This window comes from Hyphomicrobium sp. CS1BSMeth3 (genome assembly GCF_900117415.1).
GTDB lineage: Bacteria > Pseudomonadota > Alphaproteobacteria > Rhizobiales > Hyphomicrobiaceae.
This window is the reverse complement of the sequence record NZ_FPEI01000005.1, coordinates 162843-175266: the sequence shown is the minus strand read 5'-3', so window position 1 is coordinate 175266 and position 12424 is coordinate 162843. Positions and strand designations below refer to the sequence as shown.

At 63.1% G+C, this 12424-nt stretch carries 7 protein-coding genes; 3 read left to right on the top strand and 4 right to left on the bottom strand.

Annotation, left to right across the window (positions count from 1 at the left end; all coding sequences use genetic code 11):
* Positions 1–62: 62 nt before the first annotated feature.
* Genes CS1BSM3_RS09985 through CS1BSM3_RS09970 form a run of 4 tightly spaced genes read right to left on the bottom strand, consistent with a single transcriptional unit; the run spans position 63 to position 6401 of the window.
* Complete coding sequence (locus tag CS1BSM3_RS09985; protein ID WP_072386907.1) at positions 63–1589, bottom strand: thymidine phosphorylase family protein; 1527 nt, start codon at positions 1587–1589, stop codon at positions 63–65.
* On the bottom strand, positions 1586–2944 hold the full coding sequence (locus tag CS1BSM3_RS09980; protein ID WP_072386906.1) for an MBL fold metallo-hydrolase RNA specificity domain-containing protein: 1359 nt from the start codon (positions 2942–2944) through the stop codon (positions 1586–1588). Before CS1BSM3_RS09980 ends, CS1BSM3_RS09985 begins: the two co-directional genes overlap by 4 nt.
* 8 nt (positions 2945–2952) lie before the next feature.
* A complete protein-coding gene (locus CS1BSM3_RS09975) occupies positions 2953–5322 on the bottom strand; it encodes a phosphoketolase family protein (protein WP_072386905.1) in 2370 nt (789 codons plus the stop codon).
* A 47-nt stretch (positions 5323–5369) separates the two neighbouring features.
* Positions 5370–6401: a ribose-phosphate pyrophosphokinase gene (locus CS1BSM3_RS09970; RefSeq protein ID WP_072386904.1), complete on the bottom strand. Its 1032-nt coding sequence runs from the start codon at positions 6399–6401 to the stop codon at positions 5370–5372.
* 343 nt (positions 6402–6744) lie between these two features.
* Here CS1BSM3_RS09970 and ftsH point away from each other — a divergent pair, with 343 nt between their 5' ends.
* The 3 genes from ftsH to rbbA all read left to right on the top strand — a co-directional run bounded on the left by ftsH (position 6745) and on the right by rbbA (position 12424).
* Positions 6745–8619 carry an ATP-dependent zinc metalloprotease FtsH gene (gene ftsH / locus CS1BSM3_RS09965; RefSeq protein ID WP_072386903.1) on the top strand — a complete coding sequence of 625 codons (1875 nt, stop codon included), beginning with the start codon at positions 6745–6747 and terminating at the stop codon, positions 8617–8619.
* A 63-nt stretch (positions 8620–8682) separates the two neighbouring features.
* The gene (locus tag CS1BSM3_RS09960; protein ID WP_072386902.1) at positions 8683–9669 is read left to right on the top strand and encodes an HlyD family secretion protein; all 987 of its coding nucleotides are present in this window, start codon (positions 8683–8685) and stop codon (positions 9667–9669) included.
* Entirely contained in the window at positions 9659–12424 is a 2766-nt protein-coding gene (rbbA, locus tag CS1BSM3_RS09955) for a ribosome-associated ATPase/putative transporter RbbA (RefSeq protein ID WP_072386901.1), read from the top strand. Before CS1BSM3_RS09960 ends, rbbA begins: the two co-directional genes overlap by 11 nt.

Here is a 12424-nt window from a genome sequence, read left to right as displayed (position 1 = left end):
CATGAGCGCGCGGAATCCATCTTTCGGATGCGCGCGGAGCATCGATCCTGGCCAGAACGACGTCAAGCCTCGACCTCGATAATAGTCCCGGCCCGGGCAGCATAGTCGAGCGCGTAGGCGAGTTCGCCCGTCGTCTCGGCGTGCACATGAAGTAGCGGCTGGCCGCGATCGATTTCGTCGCCAAGTCGAACGGCCATTTGAATGCCTGCCGCCTTTGCTTCCGGAGCTCCGGCAAGCTTGGCGAGCCGGGAGAGCTTGCGGTTGTTGATATGCACGATACGCCCGGCGCGCTCCGCGGTCAGAGGATGGACATATGAGGCCTTGGGCGGCGTGCGGAGGCCCCCTTGCGCTTTGCAGATCGCCTCGAACTTTGACCACGCCCGACCGTTCGAAAGCGTTTCGAGCGCCAGGTTGACGCCTTCTCCGGTCACGGCCTTGCCACCGATCTCCAGCGCGGCTCCGGCCAGCGCCGCCGCTCGTCGACGCAAATCGTCGGGTGCATCCGACACGTTCTTCAGGACGGCGAGCACGTCCCACGCCTCCAACGCCGGTCCGATGCCGCGACCCACAGGTTGAGCGCCGTCGGTCTGGACGCAGGTCGTCGCGAGGCCGAAGCGCGTGGCCACCGCGGCGAGGCGGGAGGCAAGACGATTGGCGGCGTCCTCGCCGCGCACCTTGGCCGTCGGACCGACCGGGATGTCGATGACGACATGGGTCGCCCCCGCCGCGATCTTCTTGGACAGGACCGAAGCGACGAGCTGGCCCTCGGTGTCGACATCGAGTTCGCGCTCGATCCGCACGAAGATGTCGTCAGCGGGACTCAAATGAACGGCACCACCCCAGGCAATGCAGCCTCCCTCGTTCTCTACGACACGCCTCAGAGTCGCGGTGTCCAGCTCGACTGGTGCCAACGTTTCCATGGTATCGGCGGTGCCGGCCGGCGAGGTTATGGCGCGCGAGGAAGTCTTGGGCATTACCAGCCCGTTCGCGGCCACAATCGCGACGACGATCGGCGTGGTCCTGTTACCAGGGAGGCCACCTACACAGTGCTTGTCGATGACAGTCGGCGCGTTCCACCGCATCCTCTCGCCGACATCGATCATGGCGCCAGTCAGGTCGGCGGTTTCATTCTCATCAAGGGGCAGCGCGGCACTCGCGGTGAGGAACGCGGCAAGATGGACTTCGGTATAGCGCCCGGCGACCACGTCGCGCAGGATTTCGCCAAAGGCCCGAGCGTCAAGGCGATTGCCGTAGATGCGCTGGCGCACACTGGCGAGAGAATCGATTGCGGGGGCATGGCTCACCCGGATCGCGTCGCCGTCGCTCAGGCCGAGCCGTTGCCAGGCGGTCTCGGAGAGGCCGACCTCGTCGATAGCGATCAGCCCATCGCCATCAACCTGAAACAAGGTGGCCTGAACGTCCACGCTACCGTTCGAGACGAGCACTTGCGAGCGGGCAGACAGGCCCTCCGAACGACAGACGTGGCAGTCGGTGCGCATCACGACCACCGCCTGATGCTGCGTGTGCAGCCGAATGCGTCGGACCCGAAGCGTCGGCTGGGCCGGGATGGTGAGGTCGTCTTGCGTCATAGCTCAAATGCCTGTTCTTGACGCGAAACCACCGCGTCCCATCCGAGCTCGCGGTGAATGCGAACGCGTAAGGCTTCGGAAGCTTCATCCTCGCCGTGCACAATGAACACGCGGGAAGGCGGGCGCCGGAAACCCGATAGCCATCGCACCAGCTCATTGGCGTCAGCATGGGCCGACAGCATCGACAGCTCCTCGACGGCGGCCCGGACCGGAATCCAAAAACCATGAATCTTGGTCTCTTGTGCGCCCTGCAGCATGGCACGGCCGCGCGTGCCTGCCGCCTGAAACCCGGAGAACAGGATCGTGTTGCGCAAATCGGGGGCGAAAGTCTTCAGGTGATGAAGCACTCGACCGCCGGTCGCCATGCCGCTCGCCGAGATCACCACCTTCGGGTAGACGCTAGCCGTAATGGTCTTCGAACCTTCAACGTCGCGGGTGTAGGTCGCGATCGCGCAAACCTCCTTGCATTGCTCCGGTGTCAGCCGGTGGTCGCGGCGGTGGGCGTGCAAGAGGTCGGTGGCATCGATCGCCATCGGGCTGTCAAGATAGACTGGCACCTGAGCCAACCGTCCTGCCGTCTTGAGCTTCCAGAGATGGTAGAGCAGAGACTGGGCGCGACCGACGGCGAAGGCGGGGATGACCACCGTCCCCCCGCGCGCGACCGTGCGCTCGATGATGCCGCCAAGCGCTTCGGTTGGATCCGCCGGGTCGTGCAGGCGGTTGCCATAGGTCGACTCGATAACGACATAGTCGGCCTCCGGAACCGGAGCTGGATCGGGGAGAACCGGATCGTCATAGCGGCCGAGATCGCCCGAGAAAGCGACGCGGCGTCCACCCCATTCGATCTCGGCAGTCGCGGCGCCCAGGATGTGACCGGCATGACGGAACGTCAGCGTCGCGCCGAACGGCAGCTGAACCGGCTTGTCGAAGGGAAGAGGCGAGAAGAACTCAAGGCTGCGCTCGGCATCGCGGATGCCGTAAAGTGCAAGCGCCGGCTTATGCTTCGAAAATCCCTTCCGGTTCGCGTATTCGGCATCCTTTTCCTGAAGATGCCCGCTGTCCTTGAGAATGAGCTCGGCCACATCGCGTGTCGCTTCTGTCGCGTAGATCCTTCCCCGGAAGCCGTCACGCACGAGCTTTGGAAGATATCCCGAATGGTCGAGATGGGCGTGCGTCAGGATGACAGCATCGATGCGCGACGGCGCGATCGGCAATGGCGCCCAGTTCAACTCGCGCAGGTTCTTAAGGCCCTGAAACAAACCGCAGTCGATCAGGATGCGCTTGTCCCCGTTGGAGAGGAGATGCTTCGAGCCGGTGACGGTACCAGCGCCGCCGAGGGAGGTGAGTGTGAGCATGTCGTCCTTCAATGCGTGGGAGTCGAAAGATCGGCGGGAGTGCCTTTCCCATCGATGGCATTGCATTCGGCGGCCGTGAGCAGATCTTCGCGCGACCAGCCGGCCAATGGGACGGCTGCGTCAATCAGATGCGCCCACGAGCAACGGTTGGCGAACAGCATGCCGGCGACGTCGAGCGTCCCGCCCCGGCTGATGTAGCCGCGCGCTGCAGTTTGCTTCGGCCCGCCGTCGAGCCGTCGCAGCAGACCGAGCATCGGCTCAGGACGCGTGTGCGAAACGATCAAGCGCGGAACATTGGGTGGGAACAGACCCGCGAGCGTGTCGTCTGCCACCACGAAGCGCGCCTCGATCGGGTCACGCGGAACGCGGAAACGCCCGGGCTCGGTCAGCGCGGTCACCAGCACGTGCCGTCCGCGCTTCTTGAGACGACGGGCGGCCTTGAGCGCCTCCTCGAGTTGATAGGCACCGATCGCGACGATCTGCAGCTCCGCGTCGTCTACCTGGCCGTCTATGTGAGCGGCGCCGTCGGTGACGAAACGGACGGCGGCGTCGCCATCGAAGCGATGCGGCATGTCGCGCTTCGAGACGATCACGCAGGCGACTTGCCCACGTCCCTCGAACACCGAAGCCATTGTGGCGACGGCGCTGTTGGCGTCGACCGGAAACAGGACGCGCGCCGTGTCGGACATCTCGCCCAGGAGCGCCTCGCCGACAGTAGGATCCTGGTGCGACTGCTCGTTCTTCGAATTCTCCCAGGTGTGCGAGGTGACGACCAGCGGCACCGAGATCCAGCCCGGCTCCTTTCCATCCTCGCGTTGCCGGCGGGCGAACACAATCTCCTGACGCAGGCCGCCGAGCATCTTCATCGCGAAGGCCTCGTAACTGACGATGAGGTTGATCCCGCCCTTGTTGGCAAGAGCCGCTGCGGCGACCGCCTCCTCGTTCAGCGCCGTTATCACGCTGCCATCGCGAGCCTCGGCCACACCTGTCTCCGGCGCGTTGACGCGATGGCATAGCCGCTCGAGGGTCGCGCCCATATGGTTGGAGCTGAGTTCGTCCGGATTGCCGACCCGGACCCGCAACGCCGGATTGGCGTCGACAAGGCGCACGAACCAACGGTCGAGGGCATGCATGGCACAATCCGGTGGCGTGTTTATCCCGGTCCATTGCGGCTTCGGCAGGTTTGGTGCCAACGGACGGCGCGAAGCGAGTGGGTGTCGGCTTTCCGCCGGCCGATTCTGCTCCTGATGAATGGCGATGGCGGCCACGGCTGCCTCGATGTCGACCGGTGCGACGAACAGAGCGCGGGCCGCATCGTTGAACGCATTGCGCGCAGCTTCGTCGCGGGAGGGGTTAGTGATGAGCGGCAGGTTGTGCGCCGCATTGGTGCCCGCGCCAGGGAAGCCGAAGCCTTTTAAGGTTTCGGCGATGGCATAGGGCATCGGTGCGGGATAGCGGCGGGCTGGATCGTCGGCAAAACGGCCCAGGCGCTCTTCCGCCGTCAGGATAGCCCAAACGAAGGCGGCAGGGTCGCGGCCGTCGATGATGAAGGGATCAAAGCCGTTAAGCCGGAGATGATCGGCCAGCCAGTCCGCACCGCCCTGCTGCGCGATCTGAGCGCGCTCCTCGATGCGTCGGCCGTTGAGAATCATGATCGGAACAACGAGGCCACTATCTTCTGCCCGCCACCAGCGCGCCGTCCAGTCCGAACCACGCTGTTCCTCAAACGCCCCATCACTCAGAAATGCGATCAGGCTCTCCCCCGGCAACGGCGCATGAACGTATTGAACTTCGGCAAAGCCGAGATAGCCGCCCTCCGAGATCGCACCAGCGGTATTCGGTCCGGCATGGCTGCCGAGCGGGACCGCCGGCCGGCCGTCGGCGCCGATCGCGTAGGAGTAGAAATCGGCGGCAAGCTGGGACAGCCCCTTCTCGCTGCGGTCGTATCGCCCTTTCTGCGCATCGGAGACATCGCCGGTGAGCGCGTTGATCGCTTCAATAGCGGCGACGCAATGGCCTTGTCCCATCAACCAGGCGCGGGTTGTGGCTGAGATCGCGTTGGCAGTGAGATACCCGACAAAGGCGGGCACCATGTTCAATGATCCGCCGGTATGCCCTTCCGGGATAGCCTTAAAGGCTTCGACAGGCAGCGATGCTCCAGAAAGGTCGACACGCTTCGCATAGGTCATGTGAACGACCGTCCACATTCCCGCGCAGGTCAGCCGGTCAGCGGCGGCGAGACGGCGGTAAAGCTCATCCTGATCCAGTCTGGCCGACTGCGCGAAGGCCCGGATACGCTCGATCGTCTCATCGCCATGATTGATCGGCCCGTAGCCGGCCCGCCAGTGTTCGAAGGCTGAAGACGTCGTAGCGGCCATGCGCTGCTGCCTATCTTGGATTCGTGGAGCTCTTTGTATCAGCTGCGCTATGCGACCCCGCCGGTCCAGGGCGGTGGATCGCTCGCGGGAAAGGAGTCGATACCGGCGCGCTCGACATCGTCGAGCGGTTCGGGTGGGCGCCGATGGCGGATCAGTTCTAAGTCGGAAGTGTCCGCGGCTGCTATCGCATCGGCGATCAGTGGGGCAAGCCCGATCACGTTGCTCGGGTGAATGACGGCATCGGTCGAGACGATCCTGCCGCAGAGAGGCGTCAGCCGCTCAAAGGAGTCGCCGGCGAAAATGCCATGCACAACGGCGACGTCCGGGCGGGAAAAGCCCTGCAACGGCAGCTTACGCGCCGCTTCGATGAGCGTGTTGCCAGACGAGGCAATATCGTCGACCAGAACAGGCTGGAGGCCATTCCATTGCGAAAGGTCCGGCAGCTCGATGTCTACATCGCGATCGCCATGGCGAACTTTGCGCAGTACCGCGTGCGGCGCGCCGATCCGCGCCGCGATCGCCGACACCCACTGCTCGCTTTCCTCGTCGGGTCCGATGACCAGCGGCTTTGCAATCGACGCGGCGATCCAGTTCGCCAGGAGCGGCGCAGCATGCACCGTGTGCGCCGGGATGTCGTATAGCGCAGACAGCGCCGGATAGCGGTGCAAGTGCGGATCGACTGTGACAAGGCGATCGAAACTCGATGATACGAGGCGTGCGAAGGTTCGTGAGGTGATGGCCTCGCCTGGCTGGAAGCGGCGATCCTGCCGCATATAGGCAAGATAGGGAGCAATCAGCGTGACCTCGGAGGCGCCGAGAGAGCGCGCCGCATCGGCGACGAAGACAAGGCGCAGAAAGCCCTCATCAGGGCGAGCAAGCGTAGAAATCAGAAGAACCGTCTTGCCAGCCACATCGGAGGCAAGGCGCACATAAGTTTCGCCGTCCGGGAAATAGCGGGTTTCGATGACGCCCAGTTCCCCTGCGCCAGCGTCTGCAAGACTTCGTGCAAAAGCGTCGTTCCCCGGCAGCGCCAGAATGATTGGCTTAGGACGATCGTTGGGAGGAGAGACGCGCGCCATTGCTTTGTCTTTCTCGATCTCGTCTCGACGGTGGCAGCACACATCGTCGGTTTGGTCATTTCGTCCGCCACGGGAAGAGACGTTCCTGATAAGGCCGCACGGAACGCCAATTCTTTAATCGAGATCAAGTTCTGGGTGTTGCGGCAAAGGGAGCTTCCGAATGCAAACTTGATTTGAGTTAAAGTTTGAGCCGTTCCGGAAGCGCATCGTCGCCGTCGAGCGGGGCTTGAATGGGACCATCGTTGGCGAGAGTTATGTCGGCCTTAACGCTCAAAGAAGGGCCGGTCGGTTACGCGCCGGATCGGGCCGTGACGGGCGAGAGTTAAAGTACGGAAGGCGCCTGATGGAAAATGAAAACAGGGCTCCCGCCAAACAGGTGTTCAAATTCGATATCCTATACTTCATCGCCGTTGTCTTCGCCGTTCTCCTCATTCGAGATCTGCTGGTCGGCCAGAGTCACGTGAAGGTCATCCCCTATAGCGAATTCCAGAGCCTGGTCGAAAAGGACGGCGTCACCGACCTGGTTGTCGGACCCACCCAGATCACCGGAGCCTACAAACAGCCGGTCGACAAGGGCGCCCCCGCACATTTCTCCACCGTTCGCGTCGATTCTCAGATCGCCGATGCCTTGACGCGCCGCAATATTTCCTTCTCCGGTCAGCCTGCGCCGGGCCTCTTCGAAAACCTGCTGTCGTGGCTGATGCCGGCCGCGATGTTCGTGCTGATTTGGATGTTTCTGCTGCGCCCGATGATGGCCGGGCAGCATGGCGGTCTGATGAGCATCGGTCGCAGCCGCGCCAAGGTCTATGCTGAGAACGACGTGAAGGTTACATTCGCCGATGTCGCGGGCGTCGATGAAGCCAAGCAGGAACTCGCCGAAGTCGTAGGGTTCCTGAAAGACCCCACGACCTATGGCCGGCTTGGCGCCCGCATTCCCAAGGGTCTCCTGCTCGTCGGACCGCCCGGAACGGGCAAGACGCTTCTCGCGCGCGCCGTTGCCGGGGAATCGGGCGTTCGGTTCTTCTCGATCACCGGCTCGGAATTCGTCGAGATGTTTGTTGGCGTTGGAGCCTCGCGCGTGCGCGACCTTTTCCAACAGGCACGCGAGCAAGCACCCGCCATCGTGTTCATCGATGAGTTGGATGCACTCGGCCGGGCGCGAGGCATCGATGCGCCCGGGGGCGGGCATGATGAGAAGGAGCAAACGCTCAATCAGCTGCTCGCCGAGATGGACGGTTTCGATCCGAGCATCGGCATTGTCGTTCTGGCGGCGACCAACCGACCCGAGATCCTTGACCCGGCGCTGCTGCGTGCCGGACGCTTCGATCGCCAGGTTCTCGTCGACCGTCCTGATCGTCAGGGCAGGATCGACATTCTCAATGTGCACCTGAAGAAGATAAGTGTGGCGCCCGATCTCGAGGTCGCGGCAATTGCCGCGCTCACCCCAGGCTTCACCGGCGCCGATCTCGCGAATCTCGTCAACGAGGCCGCGCTTGTCGCAACGCGCCGAGACGCGACTGCCACCACCCTCGACGATTTCACACAGGCTGTTGAGCGCATCGTTGCCGGACTCGAAAAGAAGAGTCGCATCTTGATCCCTCGCGAGCGCGAAATTGTCGCCCATCACGAGATGGGACACGCCCTTGTTGCCATGGCGCTGCCGCAGACCGACGTGGTGCAGAAGGTCTCGATCATCCCGCGCGGCATCGCTGCGCTTGGGTACACACTTCAGCGGCCGACGGAGGATCGGTTCCTCATGAGCCAATCCGAATTACAGGATCGTATGGCGGTGCTGCTCGGCGGACGCGCTGCCGAAAGCTTGGTGTTCGACGAGATCTCGACAGGCGCGGCGGACGATCTCGTCAAGGCGACAGACATCGCGCGCAACATGGTCGTTCGATTCGGAATGTCGAAGGAGCTCGGACAGGTCGCCTACGAGTCGGAGGCAGGCGGCTTCCTGGTCGGCCAAACCCCGGTCTGGCGCCCCCGAACCTATAGCGATGAGACGGCCAAAGCCATCGACCACATGGTGAAAGATCTCATCGAGCACGCCTTCCAAAAAGCCCACTCTGTCCTCGAACGCAACCGTTCTGTGCTCGACACGAGCGCGCGAGAGCTTCTTGCCCGAGAAACGCTTGGTCCCGACGATCTTGCGAAGTTGACCCTTGGTCTCGAGCGCGAGGCGCCGCGTCAGCCAGGCCTCGCTTTGGTCAAGTGATGCGGATCGGAAATTGCCACATCAGCCTGCTCGGCGGGCGCTCGCTGCTCAAGAGGACGTAAGGTGCGCAGATCTACGGTTGTCGTCATCATCGTATTGGTCGCCACCGCTGCGGCCGGCGCCTATGTGTATTGGCTCGGAACGCAAAATCGCGTGCCGGCGGGATTGGCGCGGGTGAATGGAAGGATCGAGGTCGAGCGCGTCGACATTACCAGCAAGTACGCCGGCCGCTTAGCTGAAGTGGCGGTGAATGAGGGGGCCAACGTCAGGAAGGGCGATGTTCTCGCCCGCCTCGATACGAGCGAGATACAGGCCCAGTTAACGGCCGCAAGAGCCGCCATCCACCGCAGCCACCAGAGCGTAGCCAGCGCGGAGGCGAGTGTTGCCCTACGCGAGGCCGAACTAAATCTCGCGCAGATCGAGCTTCAGCGCGTCGTCGATCTTATGCGATCGAACACTTCGACGCAGGCCGAGCAGGACCGCCGAACGGCACAGCGTGACATTTCAAGGGCATCGCTTCGGACGGCGAAAGCGGCCGTTGAGGACGCCAAAGCCTCGGTGCAAGTCGCCGAGGCGCAGGTTAGCCAAATCGAAGCCGCCATTGCCGATATGACGTTGAAGGCTCCAGTGTCGGGACGCGTCGAATATCGCTTGGCGCAAGCCGGTGAGGTTGTCGGCGCCGGAGGGCGGGTGCTGACCGTCTTCGATCTCTCGGATGCTCACATGACGATCTACCTGCCCACGTCGACCGCCGGCCGCGTCGCAGTCGGTACGCAAGCGCGCCTCGTGCTCGACGGCGCGGGAGGCTATGTCCTGCCCGCGACCGTGTCGTTCGTTTCCGCCGACGCACAGTTCACACCGAAATTCGTCGAGACGGCGAGCGAGCGCGAGAAGCTAATGTATCGCGTCAAGCTACACATCGACCCTGCCTTGGTCGCATCCGAGCGTGGATATGTGAAGGCGGGAATGACCGGCAATGCTTATGTCCAGATCGCAGGCGATGCCAGCTGGCCGTCCGAGCTTGCGCCGAGGCTCCCCGATGGACGCTGATCCCGCAGCAGCCGTCAGCCTGACGGGTGTCCATCATGCCTACGGAAAGGTGATCGCGCTTCGCGGTCTCGATCTTTCAATCCCGTCTGGCTCCAAACTTGCTCTCGTCGGCCCTGATGGGGTCGGCAAGTCGACGCTGCTCGGGCTAATCGCGGGTGTGCGCCGCATCCAGCGTGGCTCGGTCAGCGTCCTCGGTGGCGACATGGCGTCGACCTCGCACCGGAGCGAGGCCGCGCCCAGAATTGCCTATATGCCACAAGGCCTCGGACGCAATCTCTATCCGACCCTCTCGGTGATCGAGAACATCGACTTTTTCGCCCGGCTGTACAATCAGCCTGAGGGACGCCAACATCGGCGCATCGATCAGCTCTTGCAGGTCACCGGACTTTTTCCCTTTGCCGACCGACCGGCGGGTAAGCTGTCCGGCGGGATGAAGCAAAAGCTCGGATTGTGCTGCGCGCTCGTGCATGATCCCGATCTTCTCATCCTCGATGAGCCGACGACGGGGATTGATCCGCTGTCGCGCCGCCAGTTCTGGACGCTGATTGCGCGCTTACAGGGCGAGCGACCTGCCATGACAGTGATCGTGGCAACAGCTTACATGGAGGAGGCGGGCGAATTCCGTCGTATCGTGGCGATGGATGACGGCGCCGTCATCGCCGATGGCAGCCGGGCGGAGCTTCTTGCCCGTACCGGATCCACCACGCTCGAGCAGGCCTATATCGAACTGCAGCGCCCGGAGCGGCGCGGGGCGCGCGCGGCTTCGTCGGTTCCGCGTCGCGAGTGGGTTGGCGGCCCGCCTGCCATCCTTGCCGAAGGGCTAACCATGCGCTTCGCTGATTTCACGGCGGTCGACCATGTGAGCTTCCGGATCGAACAGGGCGAGATCTTCGGCTTCCTCGGCTCCAATGGTTGCGGCAAGACGACCACGATGAAGATGCTGACCGGCCTGCTGCCGGTGACGGAAGGACACGCCGAGCTCCTTGGAAAGCCAGTCAACGCGCGCGACATCATGACCAGGACGCGGATCGGCTATGTGTCGCAATCCTTTTCGCTTTACGAAGAACTGTCCGTGCGAGGCAATCTCGAGCTGCACGGGCGCCTCTGTGGCATCAGCGGTAAGAAACTTGTCGAACGTGTCGAGGAAGCCCTGGCGCGGTTCGAACTTACTGACGTCGCGGAAACCCTGCCGGATGCTTTGCCGTTGGGCATGCGCCAGCGGCTTCAGCTGGCGGCGGCATGTTTGCATCGGCCGGACGTCCTGATCCTGGACGAACCGACCTCCGGCGTCGATCCAGCGGCCCGCGATCGCTTCTGGAGCCTTCTGCTGGAGATGTCGCGGCGCGACGGTGTCACGATCTTCATCTCAACGCACTTCATGAACGAAGCCGAACGGTGCGACCGCATCTCTCTCATGCATGCGGGTCGGGTGCTGGCCGTTGGTACGCCGCACGAGCTTCAGGTCGCGCGCGGCGCGGAGAGCCTAGAAGACGCCTTCATCGCCTATCTGGAGGACACGACCGCAACAGGATCTGAAGAACAGGCTGTCAATGGCGCGATCGCATTCGTCGAGCCTGCGTCGTCTCCCCTCGAAGACGGCCCCACTACGCCCCATAGATCGCGCCTGGCTTCTGTAAGGCGGATCTGGACGTTTGCGCGACGCGAAGCGCTGGAGCTCAGCCGGGACCGCATCCGGCTGGCCTTCGCTCTCATCGGCCCGCTCCTGCTCATGGCGGCCTTCGGATATGGCATTTCCTTCGACATCGAAGGCCTGCGCTACGCAGTGCTCGACCGCGACCAATCGCCGGAAAGCCGCGCGTTTCTCGACCAGTTCTCGAACTCCCGGTACTTCGTCGAGCAGGCACGACTTGACGACGAAATCGAGATCGATCGGCGCTTGCGCGCCGGCGAGCTGAAATTTGCCGTCGACATCCCGCCCGGCTTCGGCCGCGATCTGTTGCAGGGCCGCCGTCCGGAAGTCGGATTCTGGCTCGACGGCGGCAACACCTTCCCCGCGGAGACCGCGCGCGCCTACATCCTGGGGAGCGTTCGAACTTATGCCGGCGAACTCGCCCGCGCCTCGCCCAACGCAAATGGACTCGGGGCGGAGACGCTGCGAGTCGAGCCCCGGTTTCGCTACAACCAGGATTTCCGCAGCGTCTTCGCGATCACTCCCGGATCGCTCATGATGCTGCTGATCATCTTTCCGGCCATGCTGACAGCGCTCGGCGTCGTCCGGGAGAAGGAAATGGGCTCGATCGCAAATGTCTATGCATCGCCAGCGACTGTGGGTGAATACCTGCTCGGCAAGCAGCTCCCCTATGTCGCGATTGGGATACTGAGCTATCTCAGCCTGCTTGCCTTTGCCGGCGGTGTCCTGGGCGTCGTGCCGAAAGGCTCGGTGCTCGCCCTCTCCTTGGCGGCCCTCCTCTACATCTTTGCCGCCACGGCCTTCGGCCTCCTGGTATCGGCATTCGTCTCGACACAGGTAGCGGCGATTTTCGGAACCGCCATCCTGACAGCGATGACAGCAGCCCACTACTCGGGGTTCCTGATTCCAGCTTCGTCGCTCGAAGGGCCAGGGCGTATCATGGGTCTGTCGTTCCCCGCGCTCTGGTTCCAGACGATAAGCCTCGGCGTCTTCGCCAAGGGGCTTGATATCGCAGCCTTCAGCCAGGAACTCGTTGTGCTCGCAGGTTTCGCGGTGGCGTTCCTGCTGCTTGCCAGGTTGTTGATTAGCAAGCAGGAGGCCTAG

Coding starts and splice junctions, on each gene's coding strand:
- CS1BSM3_RS09980 (WP_072386906.1), bottom strand. CDS start 2,944: ATGCTCACACTCACCTCCCTCGGCGGCGCTGGTACCGTCACCGGCTCG.
- CS1BSM3_RS09985 (WP_072386907.1), bottom strand. CDS start 1,589: ATGACGCAAGACGACCTCACCATCCCGGCCCAGCCGACGCTTCGGGTC.
- CS1BSM3_RS09970 (WP_072386904.1), bottom strand. CDS start 6,401: ATGGCGCGCGTCTCTCCTCCCAACGATCGTCCTAAGCCAATCATTCTG.
- ftsH (WP_072386903.1), top strand. CDS start 6,745: ATGGAAAATGAAAACAGGGCTCCCGCCAAACAGGTGTTCAAATTCGAT.
- CS1BSM3_RS09975 (WP_072386905.1), bottom strand. CDS start 5,322: ATGGCCGCTACGACGTCTTCAGCCTTCGAACACTGGCGGGCCGGCTAC.
- rbbA (WP_072386901.1), top strand. CDS start 9,659: ATGGACGCTGATCCCGCAGCAGCCGTCAGCCTGACGGGTGTCCATCAT.